This window comes from Streptomyces sp. HUAS CB01 (genome assembly GCF_030406905.1).
Classification (GTDB): Bacteria; Actinomycetota; Actinomycetes; order Streptomycetales; family Streptomycetaceae; genus Streptomyces; species Streptomyces chengbuensis.
In genome coordinates this window covers 130,299-153,754 of sequence record NZ_CP129137.1, presented here as the reverse complement: position 1 = coordinate 153,754, position 23,456 = coordinate 130,299, and the positions used below count along the sequence as shown (strand labels likewise).

At 71.5% G+C, this 23,456-nt stretch carries 16 protein-coding genes; 6 read left to right on the top strand and 10 right to left on the bottom strand.

Features of this window, described 5'->3' with window-relative positions:
- Positions 1–63 precede the first annotated feature (63 nt).
- The 3 genes from QRN89_RS00770 (at position 64) to QRN89_RS00760 (ending at position 3,219) form a co-directional block, all read left to right on the top strand.
- Positions 64–963 carry a F510_1955 family glycosylhydrolase gene (locus tag QRN89_RS00770; protein WP_290347386.1) on the top strand — a complete coding sequence of 300 codons (900 nt, stop codon included), beginning with the start codon at positions 64–66 and terminating at the stop codon, positions 961–963.
- Positions 964–1,396: 433 nt separating this feature from the next.
- On the top strand, positions 1,397–2,290 hold the full coding sequence (locus QRN89_RS00765) for an RNA polymerase sigma factor (RefSeq protein WP_290347385.1): 894 nt from the start codon (positions 1,397–1,399) through the stop codon (positions 2,288–2,290).
- 446 nt (positions 2,291–2,736) lie between these two features.
- A complete protein-coding gene (locus QRN89_RS00760) occupies positions 2,737–3,219 on the top strand; it encodes a carboxymuconolactone decarboxylase family protein (protein ID WP_290347384.1) in 483 nt (160 codons plus the stop codon).
- 295 nt (positions 3,220–3,514) lie between these two features.
- Here the strand turns inward: QRN89_RS00760 and QRN89_RS00755 are convergent, their stop codons facing one another.
- The 7 genes from QRN89_RS00755 to QRN89_RS00725 form a co-directional block, all read right to left on the bottom strand.
- Positions 3,515–4,198, bottom strand: a complete 684-nt coding sequence (locus QRN89_RS00755; protein ID WP_290347383.1) for a formyltransferase family protein — start codon at positions 4,196–4,198, stop codon at positions 3,515–3,517.
- Positions 4,195–7,344: a non-ribosomal peptide synthetase gene (locus QRN89_RS00750; protein ID WP_290347382.1), complete on the bottom strand. Its 3,150-nt coding sequence runs from the start codon at positions 7,342–7,344 to the stop codon at positions 4,195–4,197. The genes QRN89_RS00755 and QRN89_RS00750 overlap by 4 nt, the downstream gene beginning before the upstream one ends.
- Positions 7,345–7,346: 2 nt before the next feature.
- Positions 7,347–8,381 (bottom strand): NAD-dependent epimerase/dehydratase family protein, encoded by a 1,035-nt coding sequence (locus QRN89_RS00745; protein ID WP_290347381.1) that lies wholly within the window; start codon positions 8,379–8,381, stop codon positions 7,347–7,349.
- Entirely contained in the window at positions 8,378–10,342 is a 1,965-nt protein-coding gene (locus QRN89_RS00740; protein ID WP_290347380.1) for a fatty acid CoA ligase family protein, read from the bottom strand. The genes QRN89_RS00745 and QRN89_RS00740 overlap by 4 nt, the downstream gene beginning before the upstream one ends.
- Positions 10,342–11,289: a beta-ketoacyl-[acyl-carrier-protein] synthase family protein gene (locus tag QRN89_RS00735; protein WP_290347379.1), complete on the bottom strand. Its 948-nt coding sequence runs from the start codon at positions 11,287–11,289 to the stop codon at positions 10,342–10,344. The genes QRN89_RS00740 and QRN89_RS00735 overlap by 1 nt, the downstream gene beginning before the upstream one ends.
- 2 nt (positions 11,290–11,291) lie before the next feature.
- Positions 11,292–12,290: a 3-oxoacyl-ACP synthase III family protein gene (locus QRN89_RS00730; RefSeq protein WP_290347378.1), complete on the bottom strand. Its 999-nt coding sequence runs from the start codon at positions 12,288–12,290 to the stop codon at positions 11,292–11,294.
- Positions 12,291–12,855: 565 nt separating this feature from the next.
- Positions 12,856–15,495 (bottom strand): AMP-binding protein, encoded by a 2,640-nt coding sequence (locus QRN89_RS00725; RefSeq protein WP_290347377.1) that lies wholly within the window; start codon positions 15,493–15,495, stop codon positions 12,856–12,858.
- Positions 15,496–15,812: 317 nt separating this feature from the next.
- Here QRN89_RS00725 and QRN89_RS00720 point away from each other — a divergent pair, with 317 nt between their 5' ends.
- Genes QRN89_RS00720 through QRN89_RS00710 form a run of 3 tightly spaced genes read left to right on the top strand, consistent with a single transcriptional unit; the run spans position 15,813 to position 19,503 of the window.
- Entirely contained in the window at positions 15,813–16,829 is a 1,017-nt protein-coding gene (locus tag QRN89_RS00720; RefSeq protein ID WP_093658462.1) for an iron ABC transporter substrate-binding protein, read from the top strand.
- Between the two features lie 2 nt (positions 16,830–16,831).
- Complete coding sequence (locus QRN89_RS00715; protein ID WP_290347376.1) at positions 16,832–18,451, top strand: ABC transporter permease; 1,620 nt, start codon at positions 16,832–16,834, stop codon at positions 18,449–18,451.
- A complete protein-coding gene (locus QRN89_RS00710) occupies positions 18,448–19,503 on the top strand; it encodes an ABC transporter ATP-binding protein (protein WP_290347375.1) in 1,056 nt (351 codons plus the stop codon). Before QRN89_RS00715 ends, QRN89_RS00710 begins: the two co-directional genes overlap by 4 nt.
- A 298-nt stretch (positions 19,504–19,801) precedes the next feature.
- On the opposite strand, the gene QRN89_RS00705 is transcribed toward QRN89_RS00710, so the two are convergent.
- The 3 genes from QRN89_RS00705 to QRN89_RS00695 all read right to left on the bottom strand — a co-directional run bounded on the left by QRN89_RS00705 (position 19,802) and on the right by QRN89_RS00695 (position 23,066).
- The gene (locus tag QRN89_RS00705; protein WP_093658458.1) at positions 19,802–20,308 is read right to left on the bottom strand and encodes a hypothetical protein; all 507 of its coding nucleotides are present in this window, start codon (positions 20,306–20,308) and stop codon (positions 19,802–19,804) included.
- A gap of 185 nt (positions 20,309–20,493) precedes the next feature.
- The gene (locus QRN89_RS00700) at positions 20,494–21,195 is read right to left on the bottom strand and encodes a response regulator (protein WP_290347374.1); all 702 of its coding nucleotides are present in this window, start codon (positions 21,193–21,195) and stop codon (positions 20,494–20,496) included.
- Positions 21,186–23,066 (bottom strand): sensor histidine kinase, encoded by a 1,881-nt coding sequence (locus QRN89_RS00695; RefSeq protein WP_290347373.1) that lies wholly within the window; start codon positions 23,064–23,066, stop codon positions 21,186–21,188. Before QRN89_RS00695 ends, QRN89_RS00700 begins: the two co-directional genes overlap by 10 nt.
- Positions 23,067–23,456: the final 390 nt, after the last annotated feature.

Genomic DNA, 23,456 nt, shown 5'->3' with positions numbered 1-23,456 from the left:
GCGCCCCTTCGTGCCAGGGCCGGAACAGCGGCGTACTCCCCGACTTCCGGCAGGACGAAGAAGATGAAGAACACGACCATCAGGTGGCCCCTTGCCTCCGCCGTGGTCCTCGCGCTCGGACTCACGCTGACCGCCTGCTTCAGCGGCAGTGACACCGAGGCGGGCAACGGCAGCGACATCGGTGCGGCGGAACCGTCCGCCTCGCTGCACGGCCACGTCCACGGGCTGGGCATCGACCCCGCCGACAACCAGCTGTACGTCGCCACCCACGAAGGAGTCTTCACGCTCGGCAAGGACGGCGCGGCCCAGCAGGTCGGCACGAGCACGGACGACTTCATGGGCTTCACCGTGGCCAAGGCGAAGACCTTCCTGGCCAGCGGCCACCCCGCCCCCGGCACCGGCGGCCCCGCCAACCGCGGTCTGATCGAGAGCACCGATTCCGGCAGGACCTGGAAGACCCGGTCCCTTGCCGGCGAGGTCGACTTCCACGCACTCGACTACGCCCACGGCAGTATCTACGGTTACGACAGCACGAACGCCCTGCTGCGTGTCAGCAAGGACGGCGCGGACTGGGACGACCGGGCCGGCCTCCAGGCACTGGACATCGCCGTGAGCCCCGACGACCCGGACACCGTGCTCGCCACCACCGTTGACGGAGTCGCGCGGAGCACCGACGGCGGCAGGACCTTCGCCACAGGCAAGCAGCCGACCATGGCGTTCCTCTCCTGGCCGCAGTCCGGAGCTCTGTACGGGATCGACGACGTGGGCAGGCTCAGCCGGAGCAGCGACGGCGGCGCCACCTGGCAGCAGGCGGGTACGGTCCCCGGCGGGCAGGCCCAGGCGCTCACGGCGGTCGACGACCGGCACATCCTGGCCGCCACCCGGAGCGGCGTCTACGAGTCCCGCGACGGCGGCAGGATGTTCACCAAGCGGTTCACGGTCGAGGCCGGCGACGGCCACTGATCCACACCGCCGGAAGGCTCCGCCGGAGCTGTGCCGGGGGCACTGCTCCGGCGGGGTCTTCGTCTCGGCGCGGCACCTCCACGCGACCACGCGGGCAAGCAGGCGACAGGAGGTGAGGTCGGGCTCATGGCGGTCCACGCAACCGGAGGTCAGGAGTGCGACGCCCACACGAACGCGGTCACTGCTGACACCGTGCCTCCATCCCCTGGCGCACTCGACACCGGGTGCGGGCCGGCTCGCCTGCGGCTGGTCACGGCCGCCTGCGGACATGTCGTCGAGGTGCGGAGAAGGGCCCCGGGAGTGCAGGCCCAGGTCCCGGGAGTCGGACCGGAGCAAGAGGTGCGATTGCCGTGAGTGCGGGACACTGGTGTCTGCGAGCGCTTTGTGGGGAGAGCCAGTGGATTCACATCGTTCTCACTCCGGGGTTGGCCAAGTGGTTGGCTGCAAGGAAAGTGCATTCGTCGGCAGTCTGGCCCTCGAAGGGACGCTGACGCGCGATGTCGTCTCGGATCTCGCAGCCCACGTCCGCGACTGCCGGGACTGTGCAGCGTGCATCGATCAGTTGGCAAAGACCGTGGCGGTGATGGGTTGGCGGCAACCGGACGAGCACGCCGGGTCAGTCAGGGATGCGCGTCTCGGTATCGGGGAATGGGAGGCTACGCACGAGAACACCCACCACTTCCTGACGGATCTCGCACGTGCTGCTGACCCGGCGCACGCGGACGATCTGGTGCAGGAAACCTGGGCGAGCCTGCTTCGGGACTCGTCCGGCGCTGCTCCGCCGTCTCGGCAGGAGGCGGTTGCTCAGCTACTCGAGCGAATGGGCCATCATGATCGCGAGGTGGCCGTACAGCCGGAGATCTGGGCTGACAGCTTGCTCGCACATCACTCATCTCAAGGGGCCGCAGAAGAATTTGGCGGCGTTTCGCCGGATGACGACCTCGACGACTCGGGTGATGTGATGGTCGACCTCGATGGACTCGATACGGATGCCGACCAGGCAGAACTTTTCCTGGGTGACTTCTACAACGACGTATCAGAGGTTTCCCGATGGAGCAGCGCTCCCACCGTATGGCCGCCACTGCGGCGTGTGCTCCCAGAGGATGAGGCACAAACCCTTGAGCTCTACTCGGTGGTGGACGGGGCTCTGGATGATCTTTCGACCAAGACGGGCGATCTGCTGAATCTGGTCGATCTGGAGGGGCACACACTCGCTGGCGCCGGCGCGTTCCTGGGTTTGTCGCCGTCGGATGCGCGTCGTCGACTTGCCCTCGGACGTCACCATCTCCGCAGGCGGGTCGATGACTACCTCGCCAACCGCAACTAGGATCCACCTCCACACGGACCTTGCCCGGCGGAGGAACGGCGGCAGGTCGACCGTCGCTGCACAGGAGGTGGCGGTCTTGTCGTACCTGGCAATGCCGCGCGAGTGCACGCATCGCTCGACGGTGTTTACGGCGGCGGGGATCTCGCGGTCGCCCGTCTGACATCACGTGACTGGGGCTTGCCGTGCGGGGTTCACCCCGTCAGCGGCACGAACATGTGCCGGTGAGCGGGCATCTCAGCACCGCGAGCAGCACGAGCATCGGGCCGGGTGGGCCAGAAGCAGGAAATGCAACGCGGTGCCGGTTCAATCGCCCGCTACGACGCGTTCCGCCCAAGCGCCCCAGGGCATGCGCGCGTGAGGCTCGCACCGATCATGCTCGTTCAGTCGCAGCCGGCTCGGGGTGGAGTCGGAAAGCGCGGGGGATGACAAGCAGCGAGAGGATCGCCATGGATGACGATGTCCAGATCACGAACCGTCGGCTCGACGCGCGGGGGAACGAGGCGCTGACCCGCATGGCCCGGATGGGCGCGGAGTCCTTCGGTTACACAGCGGAGTTGCGGATCGACCGCGGCTTGGCCCAGCTTCTGCGTCTTCGGGTCTCGCAGCTCAACAGCTGCACCTATTGCCTCAATCTGCACTACCAGGCGGCGCGCGAGGCGGGCGTCCCCAGAGCCAAGATCGACACACTGACCGCGTGGTGGGAGACCGAGCTCCACTCCGAGGCGGAGCAGGCAGCGCTCCGCTACGCCGAGGCGCTCACCCGCGTCGCCGACACGGACCCCGACACGGCGTTCCAGCGCTTCCACGACGCGCTCGCTGCGCACTTCGGCCCCGAAGAGATGCTCGAGATCGTCGCCGTCGTCGTCAACATGAACATCTGGACCCGCATCAAGCTTGCCGAGGGCGCGATGCCTGGCGCGGTGGCTTGAGCGCTTGCCGCCGCCGGCGTCGGCGCACCCGTCCTGACTTCCCGGCCTTCCGCGGTGACCGGCCCGGCGGCGGATCCCCGGTCGTGTGGTGCTCCATGGGCCGTGCTCCTCCTGGCCGGCGAGACGGATGCCGACCGCGGCGCGACCGGGACCGGGTCGGCCCGGCCGCTCGGCCGGCGTGGAGGCAGGTGATCCAGCCGTGTCCCCGCGGGGTCGCGAGAACGTTGCACGGACGGACCGCGCCGCGACGGTCGGCGGCCGCGCTGCTCGGGGCCTGGAGGGATCCGCGGTCGCCTCATTCCAGGACCGCAGCGAGCTCCGGCAGGTAGTCCGCGAGGAAGCCCAGGTTGGTGGCCCGGCTGAACTCCGGGTGGTCCCGGTGGTCGGGCAGACGGGCCAGTTCCCTGCGGCCGAAGTACCCGTTGGCGCCGGCACCCCCGGGGCGGGCCGGTTCGCCGCTCCAGGCGGGGTCGGCTGCCACCAGGGGCAGACAACGCTCGAAGAGCCGGTGGCAGACCCGTAGTCCGCGGCGCAGAACCATGTGGAACGGCTCGTCGGGCCCGATCGGAAAGCGGTCGGCGGCCAGGACGGGGCCGGTGTCGATTCCGTCGTCCACCTGGTGGAGGGTCGCGGCGAACTCCCGCTCGCCACGCAACATCGCGTAGACCAGGGCCACTTCCGGCAGCCCCCGGTAGGCGGGCAGCGGACCGTGGTGGACGTTGAGGACGCGCAGCCCGCGGGACAGTACCGGCGCACGGAAGATCATCCGGTTGTTCAGCGACCAGACGACGCCGTCCGTGCTGGCGGCGACCAGTTCGGCCGCCACGGAGTTGACGTCCGCGACGGCGCGGAAGGGGACATCGGGCCGAGTGGTGTTCACAGCCGGGGGAGGCCCGCAGACCAGGTCCACCGGCAGGTCGCTGTCGAGGGTGTGCTGAACGGCGCGCCACAGGAGAGCGCCCTCTCCGACGAAGATCACGACCCGCTCCGCAGCGCCTCGACGGCTTCGACGACCCGGCCGAGCGTCAGTCTCTCGCTCAGGGAGCCGAGTCGGGTCAGGAACCGCTGCTCCGCGTCCCTGCCCAGCAGCTCCTCGCCCAGCGCGGCCAGCATCTCCAGGACGGCGAGCGAGTCGCCGCCCAGAGCATGGAAGTCGGACGAGGCATCGAGGTCCTTGGCGTCGCAGCGCAGGACACGGGCCCAGATCCCGGCCGTCACCGCGGCCACACCGGGTCCCGGATCGTCCGCCGCCCCCGCGGTACGCGGTCCGGTGGCCTTGTCCGGGACTTCGGCCGCCCTCGAAGGAGCGGGTGCCTCGTCGAAGGGATTCGGCAGCGCGTTGCGGTCGGTCTTGCCGCTGGCCGTCTCCGGCAGCCCGTTGACCGCACACATCACCGTGGGAACCAGGTGGGACGGCAGAGAGCGCTCGAGATCGGCGCGTACGGCCGCCTCGTCGAAGGCGGCCGCGCTCCGGGCCGGCACGACGAAAGCGCACAGCGCCTGCGCGCCGGTGTCGTTCCTGCGGCGGGCGACCACCGCGGCCTGCGCGATGTCCGGCAGAGCAGTGAGCGCGGCCTCGACCTCACCCGGCTCGACACGGTGACCGCGGATCTTCACCTGGGAGTCGATCCGGCCGGCGTACTCCAGCTGTCCGTCGGGAAGGCGGAGCACCAGATCACCCGTGCGGTAGGCGCGGCGGCCGTCCGGGAGGTAGACGAAACGGTCGGCTGTCAGGTCGGGGCGCCCGAGGTAGCCCCGGGCCAGCTGGACGCCGGTCACATGGAGTTCGCCCGGCTCGCCGTCCGGGACTTCGCGTCCCCGCTCGTCGAGTACGGCCACGGACGTGCGGTGCACCGGCACTCCGATCGGTGCGGACGGGCGTCCGGTGGCGTCGTCGACGACGGCGACCGTGCAGGCCACCGTGGCCTCGGTGGGGCCGTAGATGTTCACGAAGAGACAGTCGGGTCCGAACGACGCGCGTGCCCGGCTGCTGTCGGCCGCGGTGAGATTCTCGCCGCCGGACTGGAGGGCGCGGATGCCCGTGGCGCGGATTCCGAGACGCCGGGCGAGAGCGAGGTGGGTCGGCGTCAGCCCGAGGGTGTTGGCCAGCCCTCCGGAGAACATCTCGCGCAGCTTGACGTGGTCGAGTTCACCCGGGACGGGCACGACGGCACCGCCGTGCACCAGGGGCGGGAAGATCTGCATGATCGAGAGGTCGAACCCGGGGGAGAAGGAGTACGCGGCCCGGGTCTCCTCGTCGCAGCGCATGAAGGGGGCGATCCACCCGACGACGTTGGTCAGGCTGCGGTGCTCGATCTGTACGCCCTTCGGCCTGCCCGTGGAGCCCGACGTGTAGATGACGTACGCCGGATCGTCGGGGCCGGGAGCGGCGGCGGCGAGGGCCGCGCGACCCTCCTCGTCGACGGTCGCTCCGTCGCCCGCGACGTCCTCGAGGAGGATCGTCGTGCATCCGCTGCCCTGAGCCCGGTCGCACGAGGCCTTCTCCGCGAGACAGATGCCGGCCCCCGCGTCGTGCAGCAGCTCCTCGACCCGCCGCGCCGGATTGCGCACATCGACGGGCAGGAAGGCCGCGCCCGCCTTCAGGACGCCCCAGACTCCTGCCAGGCCCGCTGCCGAACGGTCCGCCAGGACACCGACGACCTCGCCGCGCCGGACGCCGAGGGCGAGCAGTTCGGCCGCGACGGCGTCGGAGCGACGGTCCAGTTCCGCGTACGACCATCGCAGGTCGTCGCCGAGCACGGCGGGTGCGTCCGGCCGGCGGGCGACCTGCGCCCGGAACAGCTGAACCACCGAGTCGTCCAGCGAAGGAAGTCCGCCGGGGCCGGGCGCGAGCAGCAGTTCGGCGGCAGCGGGCTTCCGCGGCGGTGCCGGAGGCGGCGTGCACGAGGCCGTTGCGTCCGCGCCCAGCGCGGAGTCGATGCGGTCCAGCAGGGCCTCGCAGCGCTCGCCGACGTCCGCGGCTCCACGGGCGGAGACCACGAGCTCGACGTGCTCGGGCAGTTCCAGCAGCGCGATGTTGACCGGTACCAGGGGAGCGTGCACCGGCAGGGCGTAGACGGTCGTCGCGGTGAACTCCCCTGCGCTGAAGTCGGCCGGCGCGAGCCGGCCGGCGTTCGACACGACGGCCGACGCCAGGTACCGGTGTCGTGCCGAGGCGGCGGCCCGTGACGCGCCCACCAAGGCCGCAGCGGCCCGAAGCGGAAGGCGGGCCAGGGCCGTCTCCGCGCCGGCGGCCAGTTCCCGCCGGGAGGCCAGCGCGCCCAGCAACCGCCGGTGGACGGCGTCCGCGCCCTGACCGGACGGGATGTCGAGGAACACCGGCAGGGCCAGATTGGCCGTCGACGACACACCGGGGGCGTGACGTCGCAGGTCCACGGGGACCATGATCCGGGCCCCCGGACCGGGTACGCCCTCCGCGACCGCGGCCGCCACCTTGGCGGCCAGCGCCGCGTGGCGGCCCGCCACCGTACGCCGCCGCCACACCGGACCGCTGCCCGGCCGGCCGCCGAGCGGTGAGCGCTGGTCGAGCCCGAGACGGGGCCGCTGCCCGGTCCTGCCCACCGCGTCCAGCAGCGTGTAGTCGGCCAGCGAGTCCGTGGCGCCCCGCGGGGGTTCACCGCGCAGGGCCCGGAACACCTCCGTGGCCCACAGCGACACGCCCTTGAGGTCCATCACGGAGTGGGACGCCCTGAAGACCACGGTGGCGGGTTCGCCGGTGAGCAGCAGCACTTCGCAGCCCGGGCGGTCCTCCGCGTGGGCGAGCGGGGCGTTGAGTTCCGGTGGTCCCGCGAGCGCCGTGCGGTCGAACGGCGTTCCTTCGACGACCACGACCCGTGCCGGACGTCCGCTGTCGACCCACGTCCTGCCGCGGCGCACCAGCCGCGAGCCGGGGCAGGACGCCGAGGCCTCGGCCACGGCACGGCTCAGGGCCAGGGCGTCGATCGGCCCCGTGCCCTCGACCACCAGCTGGAGCACCAGCAGTTCGCCCAGCCGGGCGGCGGCAAGATAGGACCACTCGGTGGGGGAGACGGCCCGGCGGAAGGCCGCCGGGCCGCGAGACCCGGTACCGGCACCGCCGCCCACGGCGGCGTGCTGCGCGCTCATGACTACTGCACCCTTCTGATGTACTCGTTGACGCCGCCGATGCTGTCGATCCAGGCCTCGAGCCGTGCCATCCCCACCTCGTGGGCGACCGGCGGCGGGGCCAGGTCCCGCCGTGCGGCCGAGGTGTCGTACGTCGCCGAACGCGTCAGCAGGGCCAGCGTGTACCGGGAGAGCGGCGGGGAGGAGTGCCTGGCCAGCGGCGGCAGCTTCCAGACCGTGTCCGCCGTGAAGGCGAGTGCCCGCAGCAGACGGTGCGAGACCTGCCGGGTGGGGGGTTTGCCGCCGAACCGTCCGGCGAGGACGGCGAGCATGCTCCACACCTCCACCGGCTTGCGGTCGGCGATGAAGTACGCCCGGCCGCCGACCCCGTCGGCACGTGCCGCTTTTGCACAGGCATCGGCGGCGTTCTCGCAGTAGCACAGCGAGGCGTACACCGGCCTGCCACCGGAGAGGTCGGGCAGACTTCCCGTCATCATCTTCGCGATCAGCCGCGGCATGAAACCGGAGTGGTCACGCGGCCCCCACACGGCCCGCGGGCGCAGCGCGACGGTGGTGAACTCCCCGCTGTCCGCGGCCAGGACGAGACGCTCCGCTTCGGCCTTGGTCTCCGAGTAGAGATTGAGGTGCCGTGCGGGGTAGGGCTCGCTCTCGTCGATGTCGAGCCGGTCACCGCCGCGAACGCCCATCAGCGCGCTGGGGCTGCTGATGAACACGAAGCGCCGTGCCCTCGCCCGCCGGGCCGCCGTCATCAGGCGCTCGGTGCCCGCGACGTTCTCGTCCCGGAACTGGGCCCGGGTGCCTCGGTCGGTGACCCGGGCCGCGCTGTGGTGCACGACGTCGATGTCTTCCGTCGCCCTGCGCAGGGACGCGGCGTCACGCAGGTCTCCGTACGCGAACTCGATGCCGGCGACGGTGCGCAGATGGCTGAGGTCGCTCTCCTCGCGGACGAGGACCCGCACCTCGTCGCCCGCGCGCAGACAGGCATCGACGATGTGGCTGCCCAGGAACCCGGACGCGCCCGTCACCAGTACCTTCACGCGGCCGCCCCCTTCGGCCTGCCGCCGCGCCGGCGCCACCAGGTCGCACCGAACAGCATCGTGAGCGCGGCCGTGGCCCAGGGCCTTCGCCCGGTGGCGAGTTCCTGCTCCACGCGCAGGGCGGACGGTATCTGGAGCGCATGGACGACGACGCTCAGGAAGGCGTCGATCCACCACAGGGCGGTCAGCGCCACGTGGTCCCAGGGCAGCAGCGGCCAGGCCGGCAGATAGGCCCAGCCGAGCAGCGGGACGGTGCGCAGCGCCCGGTCCGCGGCGGTCGGGCGGCGACTTCCGGTGAGCCGGTCCTCGGCCCAGCCGGCCAGCAGCTCCCGGCGGATCTTGGCGTTGTGGCGGATGTCCACGGGGAAGGCGGGGTGCGGCAGGAAGTCCTCGATTCCCTTGGTCACCGGGTTGTCGGCGCCCAGAGCGCGCAACTCGCGCTCGATGCGCGGCCAGTGTGCCGGACCCGTGCCCGGTTCGAGCTCCACGCACAGCACGGGTCGCTGCTCGCCGTGCGGGCCGAAGCCGACCAGTGCTGTGCGCTTGACCTGCGGGTGGGCGTTGAAGACGCCTTCGCAGCGCACGGTGTGCAGGTCGCCGTTCGCCGTGCGGACACGGTGGCTCTTGCGTCCGCAGAACCAGATGCGGCCCTCGCCGTCGATCCATCCGACGTCACCGGTGCGGTGCCAGCGACGCCCGCCGTCCTGGATCTTGTGCTCCGCATCGGCCCCGGGAGAGCGGAAGTAGCGCGGGCTGACCGCCTGGCCGCTCACCACGATCTCGCCCATCTCACCGTCCTCGACCGGCAGTTGGGGCGTCCAGAAGGGAACCGGCCCGTCGCTGACCTCGATGGTGCGGACCGTTGTGCCGGGTGCGGGCCGCCCCACACAGACACCGAGGGCGGAGGCGGGGCCGCCGGCGGGTCCGGCCAGTGCCTCCCTGCTCTCGACCAGCGCCATCGGTAGTGCCTCGGTCGACCCGTAGGTGCTGAACACGCGTGCCGCGTCCGGCAGTACGGCACGCAGCGCGCTCATCAGCCCCGGGCTCACCGGGGCCCCACCGGAGACGATCAGTCGCAGCGACGGCACTTGGGCGCCGGTTTCCGCCAGATGGGCGGAGAGCGGTCCCAGCAGGGCGGGCGAGGCGAACATGGCGTTCACACCGAAGCGCTGGATCGCGTCGGTGAGCAGCGCCGGGTCGGCGGCGCCGACCCGGCCCATGTTCATCCTCGGCACCACCACCGTGCGCCCCGCCGCGAGGTCGAACACACCCATCAGCGGCATGGTGACCAGGGTGCTGGTCATGTCGGCGGTGAAGTGGCCGGCCTCGACGCCGTCGGCCATCCCCCGCAGCATGCCGACGGTGATCTCGACCGGCTTGGCCGGACCCGTACTGCCGGTGGTGTAGCCGATCAGCGCGACGTCGTCCGGCCCGGACGCCTGCGGAGGCAGTTGCGGCTGGTCCGCGCCGAGGGCGGACAGCTCCTCGAGTCCGTTGCCGTTCCCCCGGCGTAGCGTGATCACGCTCCTCACTCCGGCGAAGGCACGCGGCCGAAGCCGCCGGAGCAGGTGCGCGGACGGTACGCCGATGAAGGCCTGGACCCCCACCCGGCGGATGCAGTCCAGCATGCGGCCCAGTCCCATGCCGGGGTCGACCACCACGGGAACCGCGCCCGTGTGCATCAGGGCGAAGACCAGGACGAGCAGGTCGGCGCCGGGAGTCACCAGCAGGGCGGTCCGGGTACCGCGGCCGATGCCACGAGCCCTGAGACCGGCGGCGCATGCGGTGACCCGGGTGGCGAAGTCGCCGTAGCCGATCGACGTGTAGGCGGGTGGCCCCGACGAGCCCTGCCTCCTGGCCGGATGGACGACGGCTGCCCTGTCGGGGGTACGGGTGGCGTGCCGGGCGAGCAGTTCGGCCAGGGACGCGTTCCGGCTCGGCCCGGTCATGGTGCCGGACATCAGCGGACGGCTCCCTCGGTGTCGCCGGTCAGACGGTAGAGGGACGTCGCCGAGCTCAGGCCCGCGCCGACGGCGAGGAAGAGGATCCGGTCGTGGCCCGCGAGCCTTCCCGAGTCCCGGGCCTGCGTGAAGCCGTAGGTGAGTGCCGAGGTGTGCGGGTCGCCCTTGAGCCCTTCGACGGTCACCGCGGCATCGGCTGCCAGGCCCAGGCGCTTGGACAGGCGGGAGGCGAAGTCGTGCGACGGCTGAGAGGTGATCAGCAGGGTGCGGTCCAGGGCGGTCGGTGCCTGAGCCGCTTCCGCGCCGTACTCGGCGGCCAGCGCGTCGCGCACGGAGTCGACGGCGAGATCGAGCATCCGCTCCAGCACGCCGCTGTCGCGGTCGACGGCGATGGTGTTCCGGCCTTCGGAGCCCGCCTCGTGCAGCGGCAGATATCCGTTGACGCCGTGGCCGCCCGGCAGCGAACGGTGGTGCACTCGTCCGAAGCCGCGGGCGTCGTCGCTGCGTTCCAGCAGCAGTGCCGCGCCGGTGCTCGCATACGGGAACGCGGCCGTGCCCGCTCTGGCCGGGTCCATCGAGGGGTGGGTGTCGGCCGAGACCACCAGCACGCGGCGGGCGCTGCCGGCCACCAGCAGTGACCCCCCGGCCTGGACGGCGTTGAGCACGCCGCAGGCACCGTTCATCAGGTCGAACGAGAATGCGGCATGCCTGTCGGTGGCGTGCAGGTAGTCCAGGTTGATGCCGATGCGCTTCTGGATGAGCGCGGCGACGGACGGCTCGGAGACGTTGGAGTCGCGGTAGACACCGACGTTGATCAGCACGTCGACGTCCGCGGGGGTGAGACCCGCTCGCCGCAGACACGCACTTCCGGCGGATGCCGCGTATCCGATCGAGCTGCCCGTCTCGTCGGCGGGGCTGAGTGCCGTCGAGGTGATGACGGTGGCCATGGTCACACCTCCAGCGAGGAGACGGTCGCGGACAGGAACCCGGTCACCACGCCCGAGGCGGCGGGGACCATGAGGATCTTCGAGCCCCTGGGTATGCGGCGCTCCATGAGTGCCTGGTGCAGGACCAGATAGTGGGAGGTGGTCGCGGTGTTGGCGAACTTCTCGACGATCGAGAGCGACTCGGGCATCGGTGTCCCGAAGGTGCTTTCGCCCACGTGGTTCATGTAGTCGATGAAGCGGCTGCCGACCTGGTGCTGGACCACGAAGTCGTACCCCTCGTCGGCGAACCGGCGGCCGTCGGCGGCGAGTCTGTCGCGGTGGAAGGCCGGCCACAACGCGAGACGATCCTCGGCGTGCATCTCCTTGTTGTTGGTGTACATGGCCAGATCGCCGGTGTCGTCGCTGGGCATGCCCAGGCACAGGTGCGAGTACTCCGAGCAGGTCATCAGCTCGATGTCGTGGATGACGTCGGCGTCGTCGGTGGCGCGGTCGACGAGGACGGCGACGGCGGAGTCACCGACGGACAGTGACGCGAACTGAGGGTCCCGGCTGTCCTCCATCTCGCGCGCGGCGGTGAAGGCGATCGGGGTGATGTGCTCTCCGCTGAGCACCAGGCCGTTGCGCACCTCACCCGAGCGGATCATGCGGTCCAGCAGATAGACACCGGTCATCATGCCTGCGCAGGCGTTGGACACATCGAAGTGAATCGCCCTGTCCGCGCCGAGTTCCCCGGCGATGCGACGGGCGAACGATGGCTCGAACTGGTGGCGGCGGCCGTCCGTCGTACGGCTGATGGAGCAGGAGATCACGATGTCGATCTCGTCGGCGGCGTAGCGCGAGCGGCCAAGGCACTCACGGGCCGCCGAGACGGCCATGGTGAGACAGTCCTCGGGGCTGTCGCGGGTGTCGTCAGCGACCCGGCGCTCGGCCATTCCGGTAATTTTGAAGAGGTCGAATTCAGGCGCCTTCTCCATGCGGGAGAGGAGTTCCGGAGTGCTCATGGAAGCCGAGGGCAGATAGGCCCCGATGGATGCTAAGCGACTGTTGTACACAAACCTCTCCCGGTGGTTTCTCGTTCACGCGGCGCGGCGTCGCGGTGAATGATGAACAGACGTCAGGAAACCTTTGTCCGCGTCATGTTCTCGTGCGGTGAACCCATCGATAAATTCTGGTTTCACCGTCGGCGGGACGTGGTCCGGCGACAGGGAAATCCCGGACATCGGCGCGCTGCGCACCGACGTTATCGCACCGGTCCGGGCGGTCTCACGCCGCGGGCCTGTGACGATCACCACTCGTCGTTGACGGAGGGTCGCTGTGCGTGATGGCGGAAAATCGGCGGCCGTTTATGACGGCGCGATGACGGAGGATGTCCGGAGCGAGTGATTCCATGGAATGCGGAATCTTCTCCGGGGGCTGTTGAGGGCCGTTGGCCGGACGGTGCCGCAGGCGAAATGCCGTCTCACCGTTTCCGTCGGGCCGGCGGTGCGGGAAGAACGGCATCGTGGGCCGATTGTTCACCATCGGCCCACGAGTCTGGCTGGATTTCGACCGGGTCGGGCGCCGGGGTCACGACCTGCTCCGGCCGGGGACGAGACGTCCGTGGGCGAGGCTGAGCAGCCGCGGCCGGCGCAGCCCGGGCGGAAGGGGCGGTCGTCCCCGCATCAGGCGGGTCGCGGCGGTCGCGTAGGCGATGCCGAACAGCAGCGAGGCGAGGAACGCCAGATGCCTGGAGAAATCGTCGATGAGCGGGTAGATCTGCCAGTGGGTCAGATAGATGTACATCGAGCCGGTCGCCAGCAGACCGGCGATCTGGTTCACGCGCTCGCGGCCGGGAAGGGTGCGCACCCAGACGAGCAGTGCGAAACCGGCGACGACGAAGGCCTCGCGGAGCGGCTCGTCGGGAAAGAAGCCGGGCACGGTGGCCAGCGCCGTGAAGGTGACGAGCAACCGGTGGGCGACCGTACGGGCCTTGGCCGCAGCCCAGCCCAGCGTGAACAGCCAGAAGACCGTCACCGCGTCCGTCATGTGCGAGCGGTCGGGCAGGCCGACGAGGTCGTAGCGTGTGAGGAGGCCGAGGGCCGCGAGCGTCAGGGGCAGGCCGTAGGGGAAGCGCCGCTCCGTGCGGTCCACCACCGGCAGGGCGAGAAGGGCGACGGCGGCGATCAGGATGTAGACGAGGGCCTCGATGAACCAGAGGTGGATTCCCGGACCGGTGTCCTGCGGGTCGAGGACGTTGTGCAGCAGGAAGAGATTGGTGAGGGTGTAGTGGTCGGTGACGAGAAGGGCGAAGCCGATCCAGACCATGCTGGGCAGTGCCACGCGGGCGATGCTCGTCCGGATGTGGCGGATGCGGTCACGTCGTTCGGCGGTGGTGAGATGGAATCGCGCGAAGTTGTACCCCGCGACGGCGAGCAGCAGGTGCGCTCCGCCCTTGATGTTGAAGACGGGGATGTGCGAGCCGACGATGCAGAGGATCGCCACGGCTCGCAGGGCGACACCGGTCTCCAGGGCGCGTACGCGTGAAGGGCGTTTCCGGCTCGGCGGCTCGAGGTCGCGGATCGGCGTCACATGCCAGTCGGACGGCAGGTGCCCGAGCCGCTCTTCGAGGCTGATGGACATCTCGACGTACGACAGCGAGTCGCCCCCGAGCCCGACGAAGGTGCTGTGTTCCGTCACGTCGGAGCGGTCGAGGACCCGTGCGTAGAGCGCGCACAGGTCCTCGGTGCTGCCCCTGCCCGCGGCGGGTTCCGCGCCGGGGAGGGCGTCGTCGCCCGTGCGGGTGAGCTCACGCACGGCCCGGTGGTCGGGCTTGCCCGTGGGCAGGCGCGGGAGGTCTGCCACGAGACGGACGCGGACCGCGCGCGCCGGCAGGCCGCACTCGTCCGCGACGAGTCTTCGTATCCGCCGCCCGTCGGAGTCGCTCGCACCGACGGCGGCGACACCGAGCGCCTCGTCGTCGCCCGCGCAGAGCGCGGTGACGCCGTGCCGTTCGAGCGTCGCCTCGATCTGCTGCGGGTCGATGCGCAGGCCGAGGATCTTCACGAACCGGCTGCGCCGGCCCACGATCTCGTACAGGCCCTCGGGGGTGCGCCGCGCGATGTCGCCGGTGCGCAGCTCGTCCACGGTCCTGCCCATGGCGAGGTCGTCCGGGGTGCGGGCGTAGCCGAGCATGACGTTCGGCCCGGTGTACACGAGTTCTCCGGTCTCCTCGGTCTCCCCGGTTGGCCCTTCCCCGCGTTCCCGGCCGGTCCGGTCCTCCACGGGCTCGAGCCGGAACGACCCGCCGGGTACCGGCACTCCGATCGCCCCGGGGTGCGCGGCTGCCAGCTCGGGCGGGAGGTAGCCCATCCGGGCGGTCGCCTCGGTCTGGCCGTACATGACGAACAGGTCCCAGCCGCGGCGCGCTCCGAGCCCGGCGTAATGCGCCACGCGGTCGGGTGCCAGCCGGCCGCCGGCCTGGGTCACGTACCGCAGATGGGGGAGGTCCATGTCGGCGAAGCCGACCCGGTCGAGCAGGTCGAAGGTGTACGGGACGCCGGCGAAGGAGGAGCCGCGGGTCTCCCGGAAGAGCTCCCAGAAGCAGGAGTCCGCCACCGACAGGCCGGTGAGGACGAGGCCCGCTCCGCGCAGCAGATGGCTGTGGATGACGGACAGCCCGTAGCAGTAGTGCATGGGCAGGGTCGTCGCGGCGCGATCGGTGTCCTGGATGCCGAGGTAGGTGGCGATCGACTCCGCGTTCGACTGCAGGTTCTCGTGCGAGAGCCGGACCAGCTTCGGCGACCCGGTCGAGCCGGATGTGCTGAGCAGCAGGGCCAGGTCCGGGTGGAGCGCATGGGCGGAGACCGCGCGCCGCTCCTCGATGACCCACTGCCCCGCCGCCGGGTGGACGACGACATCGGGGTCGTACGCGGCGGTCAGCGACTCGACGGCCCCTGCATGATCACCCGGCACGAGCAGCACGGGATGGCCCGCCGACAGCGCGGCGAGATGGACGACGAGGGCCTCGGCGCTGTTGGCGCCGGGCAGCAGTACGAGCCGACGCTCGGAGCCGAGGCGCAGGCGGGTCTCCGCCACCCGTGCGGCCAGCTCGCGGTAGGAGATCTCACCGTCCGCGGTGATCAGGGCGGGCCGGTCGCCGTGGACGGCCAGGTCGGCGGCGAGGGGGAGCGTCTTACCGCTGGTGGGCGGTGCGAGGTGGAGCGTCACGGGCGCATCGTAGGTAAGGCTTCCCTTATGCGGAAGGGGGCGGGGGCGCCCCCCGCGGGGCGGGGGGTGCGGCCGGATGGGCCGTGTGAACCCCAACTGTCCGGACGCGCCCGAAGGTTGGGGGTGAGTGATCCGGGCGGATCCCGCTCGGTGGGCCTTCTGCGGCCGAGCTGTTATACAGGTCACCCTTGACCGTTAGGCAAGGTTTACCTTATCAATACTCTGTTCACAGGTTCCCCGGCACCGTTTCGCCGCTCACCCATGGCATCGCCCCGTGCGGTGACGGCGGTGGGCACGGCAGGAAGGCATCACCCGCCATGCGCCGCCCCTTGGCCCGCAGCCTCACCGCGCTCGCCGCGGCGACCTTGCTCATCCCCGCTCTCGGGGCCTGCAGCGACGAGCCCGCCGGGCTCGTCATCTACTCGGGCCGGAACGAGAACCTCGTCGGGCCGCTGATCGAGAAGCTGGAGGACTCCCTCAACACCCGGGTCGAGGTCCGCTACGGCGACAGCGCCGAACTCTCCGCCCAGCTCCTGGAAGAGGGTGACGAGACCGAGGCCGGCCTCTTCCTCTCGCAGGACGCGGGGGCCCTCGGGGCGCTGTCCAAGGAGGGCCGCCTCGCGCCGCTGCCCAGCAGCACCCTGGACGAGGTGGCACCGTCCCACCGGAGCGCGGCCGGTGACTGGGTCGGCGTCAGCGGACGCGTCCGTGTCCTCGCGTACAACCCCGACAAGGCCGCCACACCTCCGGACTCCGTCCACGACCTGGTCAAGCCCGAGTGGAAGGGCAAGGTCGGATACGCGCCCACGAACGCCTCCTTCCAGGCGTTCGTCACCGGCATGCGCGTCCTGGAGGGCGACGACGCCACGCGTACCTGGCTCAAGGGCCTCAAGGCCAACAAGCCCAAGGCGTACGAGAAGAACGACGAGGTGCTCAGGGCCGTGGACGAAGGCGAGGTCTCACTCGGCCTGCTCAACCACTACTACTGGTTCGCGAAGGCCGCCGAGGAGGGCGAGGACAAGATCAAGGCCAGGATCCACTTCCTGCCCGAGGGCGACCCGGGCGGACTGGTCAACGTGGCCGGGGTGGGCAAGCTGAAGGGCGCCGACAAGAAGCAGAGCGAGTACGCACAGAAGGCCGTCGACTTCCTGCTCTCGGCCGAGTCCCAGAAGCACTTCGCCGACGAGACCAAGGAGTACCCGCTGGCAGCGGGCGTCAAGGCCGCCAACGGGCTCCCGCCGCTGGACTCCCTCCAGCCCCCGAAGATCGACCTCGGCAGGCTCGACTCGCTGAAGGAAACCCTGGCCATGCTCCAGGACGTCGGAATGGTCTGACGGTGCCCACACCGGAAACCCCGGCCGCACAGGACTCCGCGGCACCGTCGCGCGGTCCCGCCCACCCGGCGGGCGCCCCGGCGCCCGCCGGGCGACGGCGTGGACGGCGAGGCGCGGGCGCGCGCCCCTCCCCGGCCCTGCTCGTCCCCGCCTGCGCCGCCGCACTGCTCGCGGTGCTTCCGCTCCTCTATCTCGCCGTACGCGCCCTGGAGCGCGGCCCTGCCCATGCCTGGGACATCGTCGCCGACGAGCGTACGGCCGCACTGCTCGGCCGCAGTCTGGCCCTCACCGCCGCCGTGGTGCCCGCCTGTCTGGTGCTGGGCGTGTCCCTGGCCTGGCTGACCGTCAGAACAGCGCTGCCCGGCGCCCGCGCCTGGTCCGTGCTGGTGACTCTGCCGCTTGCGGTACCGAGTTACGTCGCGGCCTTCGCCTGGCTGTCCGCGGCACCCGGACTCGCGGGATTCACCGGTGCGGCGCTGGCGTTGACCCTGGTGAGCTTCCCTTACGTCTATCTGCCCGTCTCCGCCGCGCTGCGCGGAACCGACCCCGCGCAGGAGGAGGTCTCCCGCTCGCTCGGACACGGCCCGCTGCGCACGTTCTTGCGGGTGACGCTCCCGCAGCTGCGCCCCGCCGCCGCCGGTGGTGGACTGCTGGTGGCTCTGTATGTGCTGTCCGACTTCGGAGCCGTGTCGCTGATGCGGTACGACACCTTCACGCGCGGGATCTACACGTCGTACCGGGCGAGCTTCGACCGCACCCCCGCCGCCGCGCTCAGCGCCGTCCTCGTGATCATGACCGTGGCACTGGTGGCCGCGGAGTCCCGTACCCGGGGCCGCGGCCGGCACTCCGGGACCGGCAGAGGCACGTCACGTCCGGCGGCACCCGCGGTCCTCGGCCGGCTGCGCCTGCCCGCGCTGGCCTGGTGCGGCACGGTCGTCGCCGCCGCCGTCGCCTTCCCGCTGGGCACGCTCGGCTACTGGCTGGCCGTGGGCTCCTCCGCGACCTGGGACCCCACCGCGCTCACCGACACCGCGCTCACCACCCTCGGTGTCGCCGCCGCGGGCGCCGCGCTGACGACACTGCTGGCCCTGCCGGTCGGCGTGATCGCCGCGCGCCACCGGGGCCGGGCAGCGCATCTGCTGGAGCAGGCCGCATACGCGGGGCACGCCCTGCCCGGCATCACCGTCGCCCTCTCCCTGGTGTTCTTCGCGGTCCGCTACGCCCGTCCGCTCTACCAGGAACTGCCGCTCCTGGTCTGCGCCTACGCCGTGCTGTTCCTGCCGGTCGCGGTGGCCGCCACCCGGGCGGCCGTCGTCCAGGCCCCGCCCGTGCTGGAGGACGTCGCCCGTTCGCTGGGCCGCTCACCGCTCGGGGCGCTGCGCGAGGTGACCGTGCCGCTCGCCGCCCCCGGGATCGCCGCCGGGGCCGCCCTGACCTTCGTGGTCTGCATGAAGGAACTCCCCGCGACCCTGCTGCTGCGCCCGACCGGCATGGACACCCTGGCGACCCGCCTCTGGACGGAGACGGGCGCCGGATCCTTCGCCGCCGCGGCCCCCTACGCCGCCGCGCTGATCCTGCTGGCTGCCGTCCCGTCCTACCTGCTCGGAAGGCACAGAACATGACCGACCTTCAGATCACGGCAGTGCGCAAGGCGTACGGCGCGAGCACCACGGTGCTCGACGGACTCCACCTCACCGTCCCCGGCGGCTCCCTGGCCGCGGTCCTCGGCCCCTCGGGGTGCGGCAAGACGACCTTGCTGCGCATCGTGGCGGGCTTCCTGCGCGCCGACGCGGGCAGCGTCACGCTCGGTGGCCGCACTCTGACGGGCCCCGGTGTGCATCTGCCGCCCGAGCGCCGCCGAATCGGCATCGTTCCCCAGGAAGGTGCCCTGTTCCCGCATCTCAGCGTGGCACGCAACGTCGCGTTCGGCCTGACCGGCCTCGACCGCGCCGCGCGCCGCGGACGTGCCGACGAGATGCTGGACCTCGTCGGGCTCAGCGGCTACGGCAACCGTATGCCGCACGAGCTCTCCGGTGGCCAGCAACAGCGTGTCGCCCTGGCGCGCGCCCTGGCCCCCGAACCCCAACTGGTGCTCCTCGACGAGCCTTTCAACGCCCTGGACAGCGCCCTGCGGGCAGGGGTGCGGGCCGATGTACGCGCCGCCCTCCAGGCCACCGGCGCCACAGCCGTCCTGGTCACCCACGACCAGCAGGAGGCCCTGTCCACGGCGGATCTGGTCGCGGTCGTCCGGGACGGCCGCGTGGCTCAGTGCGCCGCCCCCCAGGACGTCTACCACCGCCCCGCCGACCCGTGGGTTGCCGCCTTCGTCGGCGACGCCGTCATCGTCTCCGGCACCGCGGAAAAGGACATGGCGACCACATCCCTGGGACGCGTCGCGCTCGCCGCCCGGCCGAGCGGACTGCGCGAGGGCCTGGTGCTTCTCCGTCCCGAACAGCTCAGGCTGAGCGACGCCGCTTCGGCGGACGCCCGTGGCACGGTCACCGACGTCCGCTTCTACGGCCACGACGCCATGGTCACGGTCGCCGTCGACGGCATGGACGCGCCGGTCGACATCCGCGTGCCGGGCCCGGCGTCCGTGCGCCCCGGCGGAAGAACCGGGGTCCGGGTGACGGGGGAGGGCACGCTGCACCCCGTACCGGACATGCGGCATTGAAGGCCGGTCGGCCGTCGTTGCGGTCGCCGGGCGGCGGCTCGGGAGCGGTGGCCGCCGCTGTCGGTGTGCGTCTGCCGGCCTTGCGCCGCCACGCCCCTGTTCACCGTCGGCCACGCCGCCGAGCCGTACGGCTGTGGCCGCGTGCTGGGGTGGGGCGGACGCCGGCCGTGTATCGGCACTGCTGCGGCCTTGGGCCGACCGGCGCCCGCTCCCCGTGTCTTCCGTCAATCCGCCGCGGTGTGCCGGCGCCGCGGCCCACCGGCCGGCGGGTGGGTGCGGGCCGGGGTCTGCCGCCGCACTACTCGGTCGCGTGCCACCAGGGGGAGCCGGCGGTGAACCGCTTGTTGGCGCTGTTGCGCGACAGGGAGTACCCGTACGTGCCGGTCGAGGAGTAGCCCTGGAGGGCGAAGCCGTCCATGTTCCAGTTGTCGGCGGTCTCGTGCCACTCGGGGTGCGACGCCATCCGGACCGACACCCCGGTGATGGTGCAGGAGTTCACCGCCCAGTTGGGGTTCTGGAAGGTGACCAGGCGCGAGGTGCTCGTGTGGTCGGCGAACCGACCCCACACGTGCTGCAGCTCCATGGTTCCGCTGGTGGTTCTGAGCCACACGATGACCTCGGAGTTGCCTCGCAGGTCGTCGCCGCCGGTTCTGAACTCCAGGTTGAACGAACGCAGGGAGGTGCAGGGCCCGATCGGCCCGGCACTCGCCGGTGCGGCGGTGACGCCCATGCCGACCGCGGCGAGCACGGTCGCCGTGGCGAGTACGGAGAGTCGTTTCAGGGAGATGTCGGGTCGGCCACGCACGATGGCTTCCTTCCTGGTCAATGGCGATGAACCGCGCCGCACCATCGGCGGCGGGCACAACGAGAATCGCCGCTCGGAGCCCGCGCAACGACCGGGAAAGCCACGGGAGTCGCGGAGGCGACCCCGTACCACGACGGTGGGGAAACCTGGGTGGCACGCGCCGCCGCACCACGGGCGGCCTGCGGTCACCGCGGCCCCTCGGCGGCAGCGGCACTGCTGTCGACGGTTCGCAGGAACGCGAGCGTGGCGAGTACCCGGACGTTCACCCCGCGTCGCGTCGCCTCGCCGATCGGGGCGAGATCCAGCTTCGCGGTGATCGACGAGAGGTGCTTCTCGACGGTGCTCACCCGGCAGGCCATCTGCTCGGCGATGCCCAGGTTGGAGCGCCCCTCGGCGACCAGGGCCAGGATCCGCCGCTCGTGCGGGCTCAGCCGCTCCAGCGGGTCGCTCGTACGCTGCCTGGCCATCAGCCGGTTGATGAGATGACGGTCCACCACCACTTCACCGGCGGCAACTCGCCGGATCGACTCGATGAGCTCGTTGAGGTCCCCGACCCGCTCCTTGAGTACGTACCCCACCGCCCGGGCGTCCTCCTGCATCCCGAGCAGCCGCTGGGCGAAGTGGAGTTCGGCGTACGAGGAGAGGACGAGCAGTCCGACCGCCGGATACCGGGCCCGTACGGTCTCGGCGAGGCACAGCCCTTCGTCGGAGTAGCCCGGGGGCAAGCGGATGTCGAGCAGGACCACTTCGGGTTCCGTCCGCTCGAGGAAGAGCAGGGCCTCGGTGGCGTCCCGGGCCCGGCCGACCACGGTGAGGCCGCGGCTGGTCAGGCCTTCGGCGAGAACGTCCTGCAGGAGCGGCTGGTCCTCGACGACGGCTACGCGCATGGATCCTCCACGGGAAGCAGGGCGGTCAGCCGGGTGCCGCACCCGGCCGGGCTGGTGACGGTCATGGTCCCTCCGACGGCCGCGAGACGGTCGTGCAATCCGCTGAGCCCCGAGCCCGGACCCGCGGATGCCCCGCCTCGTCCGTCGTCACTGATCTCGATCACCACGCCGCCGTCCACCGGACGGACCACCAGTCCAATTCGCTGGGCGTCGGCGTGCTTGTACGCGTTCGTCAGCGCTTCGACGATCAGGAAGTAGGCGGTCAGTTCGATGTGCCGGGGCCACCGGCACGGGGGGATCTCGGCATGGAGCGGCACCGGCGCGCTGTCGGCCAGTCGGTCCACGGCCGCCGCCAGCCCGTGCGCGACCAGGTCGGTCGGGTAGATGCCCTCGGTCAGGTCCCGTAATCCGGCGATCGCCTCGCCGAGCAGTCGGTGCGCCCGCTCGACCGTCGCCCCTGCTGCCGCCGGGTCGGGCGTCGGCGTGCCGGTCAATGCGTGCCGGGCGACGTCGAGGAGCAGAAGCACGGTGTAGAGCTCCTGCTGTGCCCCGTCGTGGAGATCCCGCTGGATACGGTGGCGCTCCTCGTACGCGGCGGTCGAGATCCGTTCCCGCGACCGCCGCAGTTCCTCCAACTGGGCCTGCTGAGCCGCGTACAGACGGGCGTTGTCGATGGCCAACCCGGCGACCCCGACCGCGGCCTCGGCCAGCGGGCGCTGCGCGGCCAGCGCCTCGTCGTGCTCGACGAGGGCGATGAGCGCGCCCCGGCGGCGGACCCCCGTGACGGCCCGGCCGCTCGGGGGACGCCGCGGGCGCGGCTGCGTGCCGTCCGCGGTGCCGGACGGGTGGACGAGGGTGAGCGTGGGGTCGCCCAGGGCGTCGGCGAGCACCTGCTGGAGCCGCTGGGGCGGAAGGTGCGGGTTTCCTTGCTCGATCCGCAGCACCGCACGAGCGGCCCGTCCCTGCGCGATCTCCAGCTGGACCAGCCTGGCCACCGCCACCAGCGGGATGACGAGCAGATCAACGGCCAGCGCGGCGAGCAGGATCGCCACGCGGACGCGGACGGGTGCGCCGAATGCGCCGGCCGTCGCGGCAGCGGTGCCGCCGACCCCGGCGACCGCCGCGGCGACCCACATGGCCGTGGCGTGACGACGGCGCAGCCGGGTCGACGAGGCCCACCGGCGGGCCACCACCGCCAGTACGGCCACCGTCAGCCCGATGTAGACCCAGCTGCCGGCCTGCGCCCAGACGGTGTTGGGGCCGGGCGTCATGTCCCACCACCAGGGTGGTCGTGGCGACTCCGCGACGTACCGGCCGATCTGGGTGCCCACCGCGCCGACGTAGCCGGCCGCCGCGAGGATCCTTGACGGGCGGTCCGCCAGGCGCCCGTCCGGCAACGCCAGCACGAGGTGGCCCAGCACCGCCGTCCACAGGTACGCGAGGCAGTAGCCGGTCGCGAAGAGCGCGAGATGGTGGCTCGCCCGCAGGTCCCCGAGGTGGAACGCGGCGCCGCAGATCATCAGCAGCCGACCGGTTCCGGGCGTGGGGGAGCGTAGCCGGACGACCAGTCCGCACAGGATCGCCAGCGCCCCGAATCCGTGCAGAACGGTTCCGATCCAGCCGCGCTCCAGGACCGGGCCGGAGAGTGCGACGGCCGTACCGGCCCAGGTGAGAGCGGCGAGGGCACAGGCTGCCGCCTCGGTGCGGCGTCGGAGGCGGGGCGACGACCATGCTTTCCGGGTCTTGCGGGTGGCCCTCGTACGGGTCGGGAGCTCGTTCGCGGGACCGCCCCGGCGCGTCAGGCCGGACCCGGACTCCAGGACCTTCGCCGACGTCGGCCCGCCGCCGGAGCGCCGGTCTGGCTCGGACACGTCATGCCTCCCCCTGGCACCGCGTCTGTACATGTCAATGAATGCCCGGACAGTGTATGCCTTCTGGGTCGTTCCCCGGGCCGGGAAGCGGCCACGGTCGCCTCGCGGTGCCCGCCGTGAACTGCCGGCGGGCCTGGTGAGCGACGACCTGTTCGGGACCGGAGCTGTTCAGGAGGCTCTGCTCGTATGCGCCGAGCACCCCGCGACCACCCGATCCGGACTCCCGTTCCCGGGAGTTGACGGAAAGACGGCCCTCGAGCCGAAGCAACGGACATCACCCTCGCGTTCACGGCTCTCGCCGCGTCGGTGGGCAGTGCCGGGCTCGCTCGTTGTGACACCTCTGGCGAATACCGCGCGCCTCAACCGCCTCGTCGCTCTCCAAGGCTGCTC